We start from the raw sequence: 16,546 nt of genomic DNA, 5'->3' as shown, positions 1-16,546 counted from the left end.
AAATGAACTTGCAAATAAGTGATGTTTTATCCAAAGAAAATCTTATAGAAGACCTAGTCATTGAAATCCATCAAGAAATAAAAAATATTTTGGGAGATTATAAGTCTAGCCAAAATCTGTATGACATTATCAAAGATGCCTTGAGATCTTCTGGAAAGATGATTAGGACAAAGCTGCTTATTTGTATCAGTCTTATGGGAGAAGAAGAAATAAGTGATAAGATTATTTCCCAATGTGCGGCAGTAGAGATAACTCATCTAGCATCGCTAATTCACGATGATATTATAGACGATTCTACATTAAGGAGATCTCACAAATCAACTCAAGCAAAATACGGCAAGGATGTAGCTGTATTTGCTGGAGATTATATGATAGCTAAAGTTTTTAGTTATCTAGCAAAAAAAGGCTATGTCGAAGAGATTTCCGTAATAGCCGACACTATTAGGGATATGTGCAACGGAGAAGTTGGACAAAATCTAAATAAGTACAAGATAAATGTAAGTACTGATGAATATTTTGAAAATATTTCCGGTAAGACTGCTTCATTTTTTAAGACTGTTTGTTATTTTGGCTCCAAAAATTGTGGCTTTGATAGGAAAGATACAGAAAAAATGGTAAGATTCGGACAAAATCTCGGCCTAATGTTTCAGCTAAAAGATGATTTGCTGGATTTATTTTCTGAAAAAGCCCTAACAGGTAAGGAAGAATTTTCAGATCTTAGGGAGGGTATATATACCTATCCAATAATTCTTGCTCTACAAGATGAAGAATATGGCAAGGATATATATGATATATTGATGAAAAATAGACAAACTTCTCTAGATGAAAAAGACTTCCTTATCCTAAGGGACTTACTTAAAAAGGCTAGGGCGGATTTTCTAAGTTCAATGATGATTAAAAAACTTGCAGATGAAAACAGATTCATCCTAAAAAGCTTAGATTCTGGTAGAAGTACCTACATATATAAGATTTTAGAAAAAGTTGAGAAATTCTGATGCAAGCCTATCAAAGAATGACAGTAAAAAACATAATAAATTTTGCTAATCCTAGGACTTTTGTAGCTTCAATAATACCGGCAATCTTTGGCATATTATTAAGCCTTAAACTAGGCTATAGCCTAAGTATAGCTAGGGCCTTGGCTCTTATAATGGCTTGTGTATTTTTCCAGGCAGCTGTAAATACCATAAATGACTATAGCGACTTTGTTAATGGGGTTGATGGCTTGGATGATAATTTAGAAGAAGACGATAATGTTATGTTTTATTTTAACATTAGACCTAAGAGTGTAGAAAATTTAGCTATAATTTTTCTACTAATAGGAATCGGCCTTGGATTTTTGGGCCTTGATAGGATGAATTTTCCAAGCCTTGTCATAGCTTGTATAGGCTTACTTACAGTTTTTCTTTATTCCAAGGGGCCTTTACCAATTTCATACTTACCAATTGGAGAATTAGTAAGTGGCTTTGTAATGGGTGGTCTGATACCACTTGGAGTATTCAGTGCAGTAAGCAATAGCTTTGATGGAAAGATTCTATTAGCTAGCCTTCCCTTTATGCTAGGTATTGCTCTTATCATGATGAGCAATAATGCTAGTGATATAGAAAAGGACAGGAGAGCAAAAAGATACACTCTGGCAGTTGTGATGGGTAGACAAAGGGTAAAAGTTTTGTATAAAATATCTATTCTTCTCTGGCTAATAAGTCAATTAAGTCTAACATATTATTTGGCAGGACTTCCAATACTTGCACTAAACAGTGTCTTCTTGATCTTGAGGCTAAGATTGATAAGAAATGTTTTTACAGCAAGTCTTCTTCCAGAAGTTAGGATTGGGCAGATGATAAGTATTGTTAAGGCTAATGTTTTGATAAATGGAGTCTATTTGACTGGTATATTAATAAGTTTATTCGGAGCTTAGGATGGATAAAAGCAAAAAGGTTCATGATATATTTCAAAGAATATCGCCATTTTATGACGATGCTAACGATAGGATTAGTTTAGGTTTACAGAAAAAGTGGAAAGAAGAACTGGTTAAACTGATACTAGAAAATCCCAAAGCAAACTTGAGTCTACTAGATATATGTTGTGGAACTGGGGATATTTCTATAGGCCTTGCGAAAAATTCTCATGCAGAGATAGTCGGCTTAGACTTTTCGGAAAATATGTTAAAAATTGCCGAAAATAAAAAAGGCTCACTTACAAATCTTTCCTTTGTAAGGGGTGATGCCAAAAATCTAGCCTTTGCTGATGAATCTTTTGATGGGGTTTGTATATCTTTTGGCCTTAGAAATACAGATGACTACAAAAAAGTAATAAGCGAGATGTTGAGGGTCCTTAAAAATAATTCTTATATATATATTATGGATTCCTTTCTCGTAGAAAATAAGTTGATAAAGCCATTCTACAAGGTCTTTTTCAAATACCTAATGCCCATCTTAGGTGGGGGTATGCGACGATATAAAGATTATAGCTGGTTATATGAGTCAACCAAGAATTTTATTAGTCCTAGGGAGCTTATGGATATACTTGATAGTTTTGGTGTTAAAAATATAAGAACAAAAAAGATGTTATTTGGCGCTTGTGTTATAGTAAAAGGACAGAAATTATAGACTAAAAATAAACACATGGGGGAAAAAATGAGTGAAGATAAGTTTGATGTCATAATAGTTGGAGGAGGAGTTGCAGGTCTTGCTGCATCCATAGTCCTAGCTGAAAATGATTTTGAAGTATTGTTAGTTGAAAGAGGAGACTACTGCGGAGCTAAAAATGTTACAGGCGGAAGGCTTTATGGTCATAGTCTAGAGAAAATCATCCCAAACTTTGCAGATGAAGCTCCTATTGAAAGAAAAGTTGTAAAAGAAAAAATTTCTATGATGAGTGCAAAATCATCCCTAGACATAGGCTACTCATCAAAAGAATTAGGAAAAGATAAAGATTCTTCATCATATGTAGTCTTACATAGTAAGTTTGATCAATATTTGGCAGAAAAAGCAGAAGAAGCTGGTGTTGCAATAATCACAGGAGTTCTCGTAGATGAAATCTTAGTAGAAGATGGCAAGGTTGTTGGTATCAATGCAACAGGCGAAGAAATGTATGCTGATGCTGTAATAGTTGCTGATGGTGTAAACTCCCTCCTATCCCAACAATTAGGAGTTAAGAAAGAACTTGAACCTAACCAAGTGGCTGTAGGTGCTAAGGAAGTTATCGAATTATCAGAAGAAATAATTAACGAAAGATTTAACCTAGAAAGTGGAGAAGGAATGAGCTGGCTATCTTGTGGCGATCCAACTATGGGAGGCTTCGGTGGTGGCTTTATTTACACTAACAAAGACTCTATATCAATCGGTGTAGTAGCTACTCTTTCTGATATAGGCTACGCAAATACAAGCATTAATGACCTTCTAGAGAGATTTAAGGAACATGAAAGTGTTGCACCATTTATCAAGGGTGGAAAGACTATAGAATATTCAGCTCACTTGGTTCCAGAAGAAGGTTTACATATGATTCCAGAACTCTTCGGAGATGGCTTCCTAGTAGTTGGTGATGCAGCTGGCTTTTGTGTAAACCTCGGCTATACAGTTAGGGGTATGGACTTTGCTATAGAAAGTGGTAGACTTGCAGCCCTAAGCCTAATAGCAGCCAAAGAAAGAGGAGATTATAGCAAAGAAAGCCTAGCTATATACAAAACACTAGTTGATCAATCTTTCATCATGAAAGATTTACAAACTTTCAAGGCCTTCCCAACAATTCTAAGTAGAAGAGAAATCTTCAAAGACTTCCCAGAAATACTAAATGATGTTGCAGCTAGGGCCTTCACAGTAAATGGTGGCGACACTAAAGGCTTTATCATGGGTACAGTAAATGATCTTGCTAGCAGAATGAGTGCAGGACAAATTTCAGACTTTATTTCAACAGTAATGGAGGCAATGTAATGAAGAGAATGAGCGTTGAGGACAAGTTAGGTCTTGACATCTATCATACAGACGAACACAACTCACATATAGATGTAGATACTGACTATAAGGACGAAGAAGAAATCCATAAATTATTGATGGCTTGCCCAGCAAGCTGTTATACTTATGTAGATGGAGTATTTGGATTTAGCCACCTAGGTTGCCTAGAATGTGGAACTTGTAGGGTACTATCCCATGGCAAAATCGTAAAAGATTGGCAACACCCTCAAGGAGAAGTAGGAGTAAGCTTCAGACAAGGTTAAGTTAGACTCAATTAACTTAGAGATATAACTTGTATCAAATATCATAGAAAAGGCTGTATAAGGCCAATCACCATTTGCTTGTAGAATGATGATTGAAGACTAACAGCCTTTTTCTATGCTATATTAAGCAAAAATTTTATAAAAGAATAAAAATCTATAAAATGATATTTATAATTTATAGGAAATTCTTGACAATAAAGCTTATATGAAGTATTATACACAGGTAATGATTCTCTACTCCGTTTATATAGACGGGGTCAAAGACCACAGGGAGGTGAAAACATGAATAAATACGAAGCAGTATTGATTTTCAAAGCTGATATGGCGGATAGTGATAGAATCGCTTTACTCGATAGATTTAAAGAAATCATCGGTCAAAACGGTGAAGTAACTAGCGTTGATGATTGGGGAAGAAGAAAACTTGCTTACGAAATTAATGACCTAAAAGAAGGTTATTATTATATCGTTGACTTTAACTCAAACCCAGACCATATCAGAGAATTTGAAAGAAGACTAAGACTTTCAGATTTTATAATCAGATACATGGTTATCAGAAAAGAGGACTAATCAATGAACAGAGTTATCCTTATCGGAAGGTTAGTAAGAGATCCTGAGTTAAGATATACTCAATCTCAACAAGCTGTGTGTACTTTTACACTAGCTATAGATAAGAAACTTAGCAGAGAGAGAAGAAGCGAATTGGAAGCTTCAAATCGTCCTACAGCTGATTTCCCAAGAATAACAGTTTGGGGAAGACAAGCGGAAACCGCAAGCACATATCTCAAAAAAGGAAGTCAATGCGCTATAGAAGGTAGAATCCAAACAGGATCCTATCAAGACAAAGAAACAGGCAAGACTGTTTATACAACAGATGTCGTAGCTGATAATGTTGAATTTCTAGGTACTAGATCTGACAATATGGGAGGATCTAACTACAATTCTAGAAACAACTATGACAATCAAGACACCTATAGAAATGACTATTCACAAATAAATAACCACCAACAAAGTCAAGGCAATAATCAAGCTTTCGATGGTGGCGATGATTTCTTTGATGATGACTTTACCGAGATAGAAGACGATGGAAGAATTCCATTCTAATATAAGAAAGGATTTATGATGGCAGGAAGAAGATTCAGACCAAGAAAAAAGGTAGATCCATTTGTAAAAGATCCATCAAAAGTTATCGATTATAAAGATATTGAAACTTTAAAAAGATTCGTTACAGATAGAGGTAAGATCTTACCAAGAAGAGTAACAGGTCTAAATGCAAAACACCAAAGAGAAATCACACGTGCTATTAAACGTGCTCGTCAAGTTGCATTATTACCATACGAAGAAAACTAAGATAAGAAGATATAATATATAAACAAATTTCAATAAGCAATATTAAGGGAGCTATCTTGTTATGAAAAAGCGTATTAATTTATTGAGCTTCCTAGAACATTTTCTGTTAAGGATTTGTTGTTAGGAAGTCCAAGAGAAAATAGCATTTCATGGGAAGACTTGCTTCTTTTTTATTATAATCATGAAAAAATGAACTTTATTTGTATATTTCTATGATTTATATTAAAATTGTATAAAAGAAAAGGAGGAAATTATGTTCGTAGAAATTTTAGCCTTGCTTGTAGCTGTCCTTGCGATTTTATTTATGGGATTTACAATCAAGACAAAGATCATGCCTGTATCATCAGGTAACAAGAGAATGACAGAAATTGCTGGACATATCAAAGACGGTGCTATGACTTTCATTAGCCGTGAGTATAAGTATATAGCAATGTTTGTCGTAATTGTATCCATACTTATAGCAATATTTTTAGGTGTTAAGATTATGCTTTGCTATATTTTAGGATCTGTATTTTCAATGCTAGCAGGCTACATTGGTATGAGAGTATCAACTGCAGCTAACGCAAGATGTGCTAATATGGCTCTTGAAGAAGGTACAAGTGGTGCACTTAAAGTTGCATTTTCAGGTGGTTCTGTTATGGGCTTTGCCGTAACTGGACTAGGATTTTTAGGTATTATGATCACTTATCTCGTATTCAGAGACCCAGCAATCCTTATGGGTTATTCCCTAGGTGCTTCATCTGTTGCACTTTTTGCAAGAGTTGGTGGTGGTATCTATACAAAGGCAGCTGACCTTGGTGCAGACCTTGTAGGTAAGGTTGAAGCAGGTATTCCAGAAGATGACCCAAGAAACCCAGCAGTTATCGCTGATAACGTTGGTGATAACGTAGGTGACGTTGCAGGAATGGGTGCTGACTTATTTGAGTCTTACTCAGGTGCAATTATCTCAGCTGTTGCTCTAGGAGTTGTGGCTAGTGGAGACGCTGGAATGAAGTTTACCTTCTTCCTTGTAGCTATAGGAATCCTTGCAAGTATTTTTGCAAGTGTAATGTTCTTGACAACCAAGCACAATAACCCACAAAAATCTTTGATGAACACAATATACGTTTCAGGTGCAATAGTTCTTGTTGCATCATTGATACTATCATTTGTTTACTTCAAGAACCTAAATGCAGCTTTGGCGATTATAGTTGGTATAGTAGTAGGTATTTTAATCGGTCTTCTTACAGAGTATTACACTTCTGATAAGTATAAATATGTTAGAGCGATTGCAGAAGAATCAAAAACTGGTGTTGCTACAAACATCATCGCTGGTCTATCAGCAGGTATGCTTTCAACAGTATTCCCAATCATCCTAATAGCTATAGGTATAATGGTTGCTTACTGGGCAAATGGCGTATTTGGTATAGCCCTATCAGCTGTAGGTATGCTTTCAACAACAGCTACAACAGTTACAGTTGATGCTTATGGTCCAATCACAGACAATGCTGGTGGTATTGCTGAAATGAGCTATCTACCAAGCAATGTTAGAGATATCACAGATGAGCTTGACTCAATAGGTAATACAACAGCAGCTATTGGTAAGGGATTTGCTATTGGTTCAGCAGCCCTAACAGCCTTATCTTTATTCGTAACTTACTCAGAAACCCTAAAACTTGGTGCAATTTCAATTCTTGATGCCAAGGTAGTAGCAGGAATGTTTATAGGAGCTATGCTTCCATTCCTATTTACAGCCCTTACAATGAACTCAGTTGGTAAGGCTGCAACAGAAATGATTGAAGAAGTTAGAAAACAATTTAGATCAGACGATAGAATCCTAAAGGGAGAAGTTGAACCTAACTATGCAAGATGTATCGACATCTCAACAACAGCTTCCTTAAAAGAAATGATTCTTCCAGGAGTTCTTGCTATAATCGTTCCAATATTTGTTGGTAAAATCTTAGGCCCATATGCCCTAGGTGGATTATTGGCAGGTGCCCTAGTAACAGGCGTACTATTGGCTATCTTTATGTCAAACGCTGGTGGAGCTTGGGATAATGCGAAAAAATACATCGAAACTCTAGGAGGAGAAGATGGAAAAGGATCAGAAGCTCATAAGGCTTCAGTAGTAGGAGATACCGTAGGAGATCCATTCAAGGATACATCAGGTCCATCTCTAAACATCCTTATCAAACTTATGACTGTAGTATCAGTTGTATGCGCTAGCCTATTTATTTAATAAAAAAATAATTTGACAAATCATCCATTAGATTGTAGAATATAATCAATCAAAGAATTTAGTTAAGAGATGTGTTGAAGAGAAGAGTAGTTGGCTTAAAGCTTAAAGCGAGTCCCGATTGGTGGAAGGGGATAAGTAGACGGTCGATGAAAAGAACCTTGGAGCATATAGGTCGATACAAGGAGACTTATACGGGAACTCCCGTTACAGAGTTAGAGTATGTTAGTACTTGATGAGGTCTATTTTGTGAGAGATAGATGAAAATGGGTGGTATCACGAGCTTTCGTCCCTGATGGGATGAGGGCTCTTTTTTTATTACTTTGAGATTCTTGGGCACTTATAACTAATTTTTAACTAAGCTTGATTAATAAATTTAAAGGAGACAATATGTTAGAGAAAGAAATAATTAAAGAAGCTAAGAAAGTTATACTTGCCTACTCAGGAGGACTAGATACTTCAGTTCTTACAACATGGCTTAAAGAAAATGGGGCAAAAGAAGTGATTTGTGTATCAGTTGACTTAGGTCAGGTCAAAGATCCTAAAAAGCTAGAAGAAAAAGCCCTAACATCTGGAGCGAGTAAATTTTATAATATCAATGTTGAAGAAGAATTTATAGAAGAATATGCTTACAAAACTTTGATGGCAGGAGCTAAATATGAGAACTTATATCTTTTGGGAACAGCTATAGCAAGGCCACTAATCGCCAAAGTCTTGGTTGATGTAGCTAAAAAAGAGGGAGCTGACCTTATAGTTCATGGATGTACTGGCAAGGGAAATGACCAAATTAGGTTTGAGCTTTCTATAGGTTCTCTCGCACCAGAAATAAAGGTGCTGGCACCATGGAGGTTCTGGGAAATAAAGGGACGTAGTGAGGAAGAAGCTTATGCTCTAGCACATGGAATTAAGCTTGACTTTACAAAAGAAGAAGATTACTCAATGGATGAAAATATTTGGCATCTTTCCCATGAGGGACTAGATTTGGAAAATCCAGAAAATGAAGCTAAGCTAGAAAAAGTTCTTAAATGGATAGTTCCACCAGAAAAGGCCTGTGATGAAGCTGAAATTGTAGAGATTGCTTTTGACAAAGGAAAACCCCTAAGCATTAATGGAAAGAAGATGTCAGCAGCAAATCTTGTTAAAGAATTAAATAAAATTGGTGGCAAACATGGAGTTGGCATTGATGATATGGTAGAAAGCAGGGTAGTAGGTATGAAGTCAAGGGGTCTTTATGAAAATCCTGCTGCAAGTATTCTCTACTTTGCCATTGAAAAACTTGGCTCTGTAACTATCCATCCCGACGCCCTAGCCTATAAACAAAAGATGGGGCTTGATTATGCGAAACTAGTCTATGAAGGAAAATGGATGACTCCATTAAAAGAAGCTATGGATATGTTTATGGAAAAGGTCAATGAAAATTTAAGCGGAAGTGTAAAAATTAAACTATACAAAGGAAATATGTACCCAGCTGGAATATTTGCTGATAAGCCTTTATACGATGAAAACTTAGCGACCTTTGAGGATTCGTATTATAAGCATTCAGATGCGACAGGCTTCATTAACTTGTTTGCTTTAAGCACAATAACTTACTCTAAAGCAGTAAAGAAAAATTAGGAGATGGAATGAAATTATGGAGTGGAATGCTTACAGGGGACCTGGATAAGCTAGCAGAAGAATTTAATGATTCGATAAAAATAGATAAAAGACTAGTCTTTGTTGATATAAAAGCCTCCATAGGCCATGTGAAAATGCTGGGAGCGAAAAATATCATTAGTTATGAGCAGTCCAGTCTAATAATCAAGGGTCTAGAAAATATTTACAAAAAATTAAAAGAAAAAAGCCTAGTAGTAGATGAGTCTTATGAAGACATCCACACCTATGTGGAAGCAAAGTTAATCGAAGAGATTGGCCCGGTTGCCAAGAAAATGCACACAGCAAGGTCAAGAAACGATCAGGTTACAACCGACTTTAGGCTCTATATTAGGGAAGAATGTGAAAATATAAAAAATGATCTTATTTATCTAATCAAAAGTTTACTAGACCTTGCCCAAAAAAACACAGACACAATAATGCCGGGTTATACCCACCTTCAAGCAGCTCAACCGGTAAGCTTTGCCCACCATCTTTGTGCTTATCAAATGATGGGTCTGAGGGACTTATCAAGACTTCAAGATTACAAGAAAAGACTTAACCAACTTCCCCTTGGGGCATGTGCTTTGGCAGGAACGACTTATGACATTGATAGAAATATGGTAAAAGATGAACTTGGCTTTGATTCTATAATGGAAAACTCGATAGATGCAGTAAGCGATAGAGATTATGTAATTGAGCTATCCTCAATAATTTCGATAATCGCTATCCATCTATCAAGACTCGCTGAAGAGCTTATCATTTGGTCATCTCAACCCTACTCATTTATAAGAATATCTGACAAATATTCAACAGGTTCTTCAATAATGCCCCAGAAAAAAAACCCAGACATGGCAGAACTTATCAGAGCAAAGGCAGCAAGGCTTATAGGAAACACCAACCAAGCCTTTATAATGATGAAGGCCTTAGCCCTTAGCTACTCAAAAGATATGCAAGAAGACAAAGAAAGCCTGTTCGATAGTATTGATACAATAAAGATATGTCTAAAAATTATGGCAGGTCAAATAGAAAGTCTTGAAGTCAATGAAGAAAATATGTTCGAAGCTTGCAAGAAGGGCTATCTAAATGCCACAGATGTGGCTGATTATTTGGCAAATAAGGGAGTTTACTTTAGGGATGCCCATCATATTTCAGCAAGACTAGTCAAATACGCAAGCTCCAAAGCTTTAAGTTTAGACGAACTTGACCTTGAAACTTATAAAAATGAATCGGACTTATTCGAAGAAGATATCTATAAGAAAATAGAACTTAAAACATGCGTAAACAAAAGAAAATCCTTGGGAGGACCAAACAAAACCGAAGTCCTAAGGCAGATAAATATAGTTAAAGAAAAAATTAAGGAGTATATATGAAAAAGAAACAATTTGGAATCTTGGCAATATTCTTGGCCTTTTTATTACTAGTACCAGGAAAAATATTTGCTGATGAAAAAATAGTAGATGACAATGTGATTGACCTTGGAACTAGTGCAGACTTTCCACCATATGAATACTATGAAGGAAAAAATATAGTAGGAATTGACCCAGATATAGTAAAAGCTATCGGAAAAGAATTAGGCATAGAAGTTAAGCTTCACGATATGGATTTTAATAATATCATAGCAAGTATCCAATCAGGCAAGCTTGACGGAGGAGCTGCTGGTTTTACTGTAACTGAAGAAAGAAAAAAATCAGTAAACTTTACAGAGCCTTTTGCAAAGACCAGCCAAATTATAATCAAGAGAAAGGCTGACGATATTAAATCAGTAGACGACCTTAAAAAGGGCAAAAAAATAGGTACCCAATTGGGAACTATAGGAGATACCCTAGCCAAAGGCGATTTTGGTGAGGAAAATGTCAACTCCTTTAACAAATTCCCTGATGCTATAATCTCTCTTCAAACTAAGAAGATAGACGCAATTATAATTGATAAGGAAAGTGCAAAAAGGTTTATAGCTGCTAACAAGGATCTTGAAATTGTCAATACCCCATACATGGAAGAAGAATACGCCATAGCAATAAGCAAGAACAATCCACTTCTACTTAAAAAAATGAACGAAGCGATAGAAAAACTTAAAGCCAATGGAGAAATTGATAAAATCATGGCAAAATACCAAGGAAAAGACGATGCAGAAGAATCCAAGGGTCTTGTAGGAAGGTTTAAATCAACAATAATTGACAATGGATCCTACAAATACCTCCTAGATGGACTAAAGACAACAGTTATTGTAACCGTATCATCCCTTATAATCTCATTTATCCTAGGACTTATCATAGCCCTAGTAAGGTCAGCAAAAATAGATATGGCAGACGAGCTAAGTGGATTGCCAAAATTCATTCTCCTAGCCCTTGATAAAATTCTTGGACTATTTGTAACAATAATACGTGGAACCCCTACAACTATCCAACTTTTGATAATGTTTAACGTAATACTTGCAAACCTCGATAACCTAGTCCTAGTTGCAATCATCTCCTTCGCCCTAAACTCATCAGCCTACATGGCAGAGCTCTTTAGGGGTGGAATCAACTCAGTAAACAAGGGTGAAAAAGAAGCTGCAAGAAGCTTAGGCCTATCAAACTTCCAAACTATGAAAAAAGTAGTAATGCCACAAGCTATCAAAAACTCCCTCCCAGCCCTAGGTAACGAAGTAATAACCCTCTTTAAGGAAACATCAATATCAGGCTTTATAGGCCTTGCAGACCTAACAAGGGGAGCATCAATAGTAATAAGTCAAACCTTCGATGCCGCAACAGCTTACTTCTCAGCAGCTATAATTTACTTAATAATAGTAATGTTAATGGAAAAGATTTTTAAACAACTAGAGAAAGGATACCTATATGCTTAAAGTAAAAAATGTAAAAAAATCATTTGACAATCTCAAAGTCCTAAACGGCATAGACCTTGATGTCGAAAAAAAGGACGTAATCTCAATAATAGGCCCATCAGGATCTGGTAAATCTACCTTCCTTCGTTGCCTAAACCTCTTAGAAAAACCTGACTCAGGAGATATCATATTCGAAGATAAAAAAATCAACGATGAAAATGTAGACATCAACAAACTAAGAGAAGAAATAGGCATGGTATTTCAAAACTTTAACCTCTTTTCTAATATGTCTATCATTGACAACCTAACCCTCGCTCCTGTAATGAGAGGGAAAATGAACAAAAAAGAAGCAGAAGATGAGGCTATGAAATTACTAGAAAGAATAGGCCTTGCCAGCAAAAAAGACGTCTATCCAGTAAGCCTATCAGGTGGACAAAAACAAAGGGTTGCAATAGCAAGGGCCCTTATGATGAAACCAAAACTAATGCTTTTCGATGAACCAACCAGCGCCCTCGACCCAGAAATGGTAGGAGGAGTATTGGAACTTATGAAAGAGCTAGCAAATGACGGAATGACCATGGTAGTAGTAAGCCACGAAATGGGCTTTGCAAGAGAAGTATCCAACAAGGTAATCTTTATGGATAAGGGAGAAGTAGTCGAAAGGTCAACAAATCCTGAAGAATTCTTCAAAAATCCAAAAGAAGAAAGAAGCAAACAATTTTTGTCCATGGTTTTATAAAAAAATTTGACAAAGATAAAAAATAAGTGTATTATATAAAGGTAATACACGAGCGGGATTGGCGGAATTGGCAGACGCGCAAGACTAAGGATCTTGTGACCGATTTTAAGGTCGTGGAAGTTCAAGTCTTCTATCCCGCACCAAGATTTTAAAAGAAACGTCGAGAAATTGGCGTTTCTTTTTTATTTGTGGGTAATTTGTGGTCAAAATGATGATTGACTTTAATAGAGTTATTTACAAGGCAAACTTTAACAGATTCAATAAAAGGAAATATATGTTTATTTACTGCTTCAAATGCTAAAGTATAAGTTTCGTATTATAGCAAAAAAATTTTAAAATATTCTATAATTAATACTGTTTTTCTAGATTTATCACATACATGTAGTACAATGTAAACAAACGAGGAGGGTTTTATGAGTGTAGTTTCATTAAGATTAAATGAAGAAGAGAATAAGCTTTTTAGAACTTATTCCAAGCATACTGGGAAAAGTCTATCTGAATTATTCAAAACTGCTTTAACTCAACAAATTGAAGATGAACTAGATTATTCAAGTGGAATAAAGGCCTTGGAGGAGTTTAATAAAAATCCTAAGACTTACAGTATTGATGATTTAATTTCGGAACTTGAAAATGACTTATAGGCTTTTGATTTCTGATGATGTAAGAAAAAAAATTAAGAAGATGGATAAGTATTTAGGCCTTATGTTAGCTAAAGATATGAAGGCTAAATTAGACGGACTTGAAAATCCCAGAAGTATAGGCAAGGCTCTTCTTGGTCAATATAAGGGACTTTGGAGATATAGAATAGGTAATTATAGGGTGATTTGCGACATAAGGGATGATGAACTTATTGTTTTAGCGATTGATATTGGACACAGAAAAGAGATTTACAAGTAGGGCAATATGCAGTTTTTTTTATAGAGTAAAAAGTAATTCTTTTAAAAAATAAGGGGAGATATAAATATTAGCAGACAATCGTACTTTTTTGGTGCGATTTTTTTTGATATTTTATATTTACATTTTGTTTTTTATAATATTTATAATTTCTCAATACTAATAAGCCTTACTTATGATATAATTAATTAGAGGTATATATGGAAAGAAAATGTTATGCTAAGGTTAATCTTAGTCTGGATTCTCTTTACAAAAGAGAAGACGGTTATCACGAGATTGATAGCCTCATGACTAGGATTAGTCTTTATGATAAGTTAATAATAAATAAGAATAAGGAAAAGAAGTTTTCCTACAAGTCGAATATCGAAGGAATTTGTCCCTTGGAGGAGAATTTAATATACAAGGCTTGGGCTCTCCTAAAGGATAGGGTTGATGATAATGGAGTTGATGTAACTCTAATTAAAAATATTCCCCTTGCAGCAGGTCTTGCAGGGGGCTCCACTGATGCGGCTGAGATGATCAAGGCCTTAAATGAGCTTTGGGATTTGGGCCTATCACAAAAGGAAATGATGGCTTATGGCAAGAGTCTTGGAGCCGACCTTCCCTTCTTTTTTATAGAAGAAAACGCTAGGGCTCAGGGCATTGGCGAGATTCTTACTCCCTTTACGAATAAGCTTAATATGAAGCTTCTTTTAGTAAATGATGGTACAGAAATATCTTCTGCTTTTGTCTATAAAAGGATGGCAGATTATGGAGTTATCGATAACGATATGATTATATCTAAGCTTAGTAGGGGTGATGAGTCTGCTATTAAAGATTTTAGAAATGTGATGGAGGATGTTATTTTCGATTTTTTCCCACATTTGAAGGAGATTTGCACTAGACTAAGAGAGCTTGGGGCGGAAAATGCCTTGGTAAGTGGATCTGGGGCTAGTATTTTTGGTGTATTTACTGACGATAATCTCCTTGATAGGGCCTATGAAGAAATAAAAGATGACTACAAGACCGTCCTTAAAGTGGAGCTAGTAGATGACTAGGATTGGAGTGTTTGACTCAGGTCTGGGTGGCTTAACCGTCCTAAGAGAGCTTTCTAAGACTAACAAGGCCCAATATTTTTACTTTGGCGATACTTTAAGAGTTCCTTATGGTGGAAGGAGTAGAGAAGAGCTTATTGGCTTTGCTTGTGATATAGTGGATTTTTTGGAAAAATTTGATATCGACTATTATGTCATAGCCTGCAATACTCTTTCTGTTACTGCTAAGGATTTTCTAGTTGATAAGTACAAGAAGAAATTTATTCCCATCACCAAAATGGGCCTAATGGCAAGCGAGACTTATGGGGGTTCTTTCCTAGTTCTAGGGACAAAGACAACTATAAATAGTCATTTTTATAAAAATAATTTGGAAAAGATTCCTGGAAATATTGTCTATGAGAAGGCAGCTACTAGGCTTGTAGATTTCATAGAAAGTGGGAATATGGCTTCAAGTGAATTAGAGACTTACATAGATTCATATATTTCTCTTGCCAATGAGAAAGAAATTGCCAACATAATCCTTGCCTGCACTCATTATCCAATAATAAAATCCAAAATTGAAAATAGATTGACTTACAAGGCAAATATCATTGATCCAGCGATTTTTGCTGCTGACTATCTTAGAAGCGATGAGGATAATTTGGATATAAATATTTTTATGACCAAGAAGACCTTGGCAACAGAGACTTTGATTCCACAACTTATAGATGGATCCTATAAGCTAACTTATCTTGAGGAGTTTTTATGATTTTTGCAATAATGGATATAGGAAGTAACACAATTAGGTTGTCAGTTTACAAGCAAGTAGGGGATAAGGCTGTTCATCTTTTCAGTGAAAAGGAGCAAGCTTCTCTGAGAAATTATGTAAAAAAGGGTCAATTAACAGAAAAAGGCATAGATAGGCTTATTTCTACCTTGAGGAAATTTAAGTCTATTATTACGAATTTCGATGATATTGATAGCATCCATCCATTTGCGACAGCTACCATAAGAGATGTCGCCAATAGATCAGAAATTCTTAGGAGGGTTAAGGATGAACTAGACCTTGACATAGAAATTCTTTCAGGAGAAGATGAGGCGAGGTTGTCTTTTCTTGGAGCTAGTAAGTCCGTCGATGTAAGCGAAGGAGTCCTAACAGATATAGGAGGTGGCTCATCCGAGGTCGTTATTATTGATCAAGCTAAGGTCATCAAGACTGTATCCTTGGCCATAGGCTCTCTTTCTGCCTTTAATGATTTCGTAAATGGCTTATTTACCAATAAAAAAGAAAAAAAGGCTATTGATAGGGAAGTTAAGCTTTTGCTTGGAGAAAACAAGATGTATAGGGAGGAGCAATCAGTCCTTTGCGCTGTTGGAGGTTCTGCGAGGGCTTCTCTAATTTTTTATAATGAGTTTTATAATCTATCTGCCTATAATTCAACCATGAATGCCAAGAAATTTGATAAGATGCTAAAGGAGATTCTCCTCATGCCTGAAAGAGAAATCCTAGATAAGATTCTTGAAGTTAAGGCGGACAGGGTTCATACCTTGATTCCGGGTATGGTAATACTAAATAGACTAGCAAAATATTTTTATGTAAGTGAAATAAATATCAGCCAAACAGGCGTTAGGGAAGGGTACGTATATAGCAAGTTATTAGAAAGGAAATAAT

At 35.8% G+C, this 16,546-nt stretch carries 18 protein-coding genes, 1 tRNA gene and 1 other annotated feature; all 19 genes read left to right on the top strand.

Translation table 11 applies throughout. The features are described 5' to 3' along the window. The first annotated feature begins 2 nt into the window (after positions 1-2). The 19 genes from P6936_RS02905 to P6936_RS02815 all read left to right on the top strand — a co-directional run bounded on the left by P6936_RS02905 (position 3) and on the right by P6936_RS02815 (position 16,545). Positions 3-995 (top strand): polyprenyl synthetase family protein, encoded by a 993-nt coding sequence (locus P6936_RS02905; protein WP_276880792.1) that lies wholly within the window; start codon positions 3-5, stop codon positions 993-995. After that, complete coding sequence (locus P6936_RS02900; RefSeq protein ID WP_276880791.1) at positions 995-1,915, top strand: prenyltransferase; 921 nt, start codon at positions 995-997, stop codon at positions 1,913-1,915. The genes P6936_RS02905 and P6936_RS02900 overlap by 1 nt, the downstream gene beginning before the upstream one ends. Before the next feature lies 1 nt (position 1,916). Beyond that, positions 1,917-2,606: a ubiquinone/menaquinone biosynthesis methyltransferase gene (locus tag P6936_RS02895; RefSeq protein ID WP_276880790.1), complete on the top strand. Its 690-nt coding sequence runs from the start codon at positions 1,917-1,919 to the stop codon at positions 2,604-2,606. 27 nt (positions 2,607-2,633) lie between these two features. Further along, positions 2,634-3,929, top strand: coding sequence for an FAD-dependent oxidoreductase (locus tag P6936_RS02890; protein ID WP_040349529.1), 1,296 nt, complete (start codon positions 2,634-2,636; stop codon positions 3,927-3,929). Then, positions 3,929-4,213, top strand: a complete 285-nt coding sequence (locus tag P6936_RS02885) for a hypothetical protein (RefSeq protein WP_004837198.1) — start codon at positions 3,929-3,931, stop codon at positions 4,211-4,213. The genes P6936_RS02890 and P6936_RS02885 overlap by 1 nt, the downstream gene beginning before the upstream one ends. A 282-nt stretch (positions 4,214-4,495) precedes the next feature. After that, a complete protein-coding gene (rpsF, locus tag P6936_RS02880) occupies positions 4,496-4,780 on the top strand; it encodes a 30S ribosomal protein S6 (RefSeq protein WP_004837199.1) in 285 nt (94 codons plus the stop codon). 3 nt (positions 4,781-4,783) lie between these two features. Next, positions 4,784-5,314, top strand: a complete 531-nt coding sequence (locus tag P6936_RS02875) for a single-stranded DNA-binding protein (RefSeq protein ID WP_276880789.1) — start codon at positions 4,784-4,786, stop codon at positions 5,312-5,314. Between the two features lie 18 nt (positions 5,315-5,332). Continuing rightward, the gene (gene rpsR, locus P6936_RS02870; protein ID WP_015777443.1) at positions 5,333-5,560 is read left to right on the top strand and encodes a 30S ribosomal protein S18; all 228 of its coding nucleotides are present in this window, start codon (positions 5,333-5,335) and stop codon (positions 5,558-5,560) included. A 253-nt stretch (positions 5,561-5,813) separates the two neighbouring features. Then, positions 5,814-7,778: a sodium-translocating pyrophosphatase gene (locus P6936_RS02865; protein WP_276880788.1), complete on the top strand. Its 1,965-nt coding sequence runs from the start codon at positions 5,814-5,816 to the stop codon at positions 7,776-7,778. A gap of 65 nt (positions 7,779-7,843) precedes the next feature. After that, positions 7,844-8,072, top strand: a binding site (T-box leader). Positions 8,073-8,165: 93 nt separating this feature from the next. Further along, positions 8,166-9,389, top strand: a complete 1,224-nt coding sequence (locus P6936_RS02860; RefSeq protein WP_276880787.1) for an argininosuccinate synthase — start codon at positions 8,166-8,168, stop codon at positions 9,387-9,389. 8 nt (positions 9,390-9,397) lie between these two features. Then, complete coding sequence (gene argH, locus P6936_RS02855) at positions 9,398-10,777, top strand: argininosuccinate lyase (RefSeq protein WP_004837204.1); 1,380 nt, start codon at positions 9,398-9,400, stop codon at positions 10,775-10,777. Beyond that, the gene (locus tag P6936_RS02850) at positions 10,774-12,249 is read left to right on the top strand and encodes an ABC transporter substrate-binding protein/permease (RefSeq protein WP_276880786.1); all 1,476 of its coding nucleotides are present in this window, start codon (positions 10,774-10,776) and stop codon (positions 12,247-12,249) included. Before argH ends, P6936_RS02850 begins: the two co-directional genes overlap by 4 nt. After that, a complete protein-coding gene (locus P6936_RS02845) occupies positions 12,242-12,967 on the top strand; it encodes an amino acid ABC transporter ATP-binding protein (RefSeq protein ID WP_276880785.1) in 726 nt (241 codons plus the stop codon). Before P6936_RS02850 ends, P6936_RS02845 begins: the two co-directional genes overlap by 8 nt. A 52-nt stretch (positions 12,968-13,019) precedes the next feature. Continuing rightward, positions 13,020-13,110 (top strand) — tRNA-Leu (locus P6936_RS02840). A 270-nt stretch (positions 13,111-13,380) separates the two neighbouring features. Further along, on the top strand, positions 13,381-13,608 hold the full coding sequence (gene relB / locus P6936_RS02835; RefSeq protein WP_004837208.1) for a type II toxin-antitoxin system RelB family antitoxin: 228 nt from the start codon (positions 13,381-13,383) through the stop codon (positions 13,606-13,608). Continuing rightward, entirely contained in the window at positions 13,598-13,864 is a 267-nt protein-coding gene (locus P6936_RS02830) for a type II toxin-antitoxin system RelE family toxin (protein ID WP_060929331.1), read from the top strand. Before relB ends, P6936_RS02830 begins: the two co-directional genes overlap by 11 nt. Before the next feature lie 197 nt (positions 13,865-14,061). Continuing rightward, positions 14,062-14,898 carry a 4-(cytidine 5'-diphospho)-2-C-methyl-D-erythritol kinase gene (gene ispE / locus P6936_RS02825; protein ID WP_276880783.1) on the top strand — a complete coding sequence of 279 codons (837 nt, stop codon included), beginning with the start codon at positions 14,062-14,064 and terminating at the stop codon, positions 14,896-14,898. Further along, entirely contained in the window at positions 14,891-15,643 is a 753-nt protein-coding gene (gene murI, locus P6936_RS02820; RefSeq protein WP_060929333.1) for a glutamate racemase, read from the top strand. Before ispE ends, murI begins: the two co-directional genes overlap by 8 nt. Beyond that, positions 15,640-16,545 (top strand): exopolyphosphatase, encoded by a 906-nt coding sequence (locus tag P6936_RS02815; protein ID WP_276880782.1) that lies wholly within the window; start codon positions 15,640-15,642, stop codon positions 16,543-16,545. The genes murI and P6936_RS02815 overlap by 4 nt, the downstream gene beginning before the upstream one ends. The last annotated feature ends 1 nt before the right edge of the window (position 16,546 follow it).

Source organism: Anaerococcus tetradius, from assembly GCF_947087635.1.
Classification (GTDB): Bacteria; Bacillota; Clostridia; order Tissierellales; family Peptoniphilaceae; genus Anaerococcus; species Anaerococcus tetradius.
Note: the sequence above shows the minus strand (reverse complement) of the source record. Positions and strands in the feature narration are given on the sequence as shown.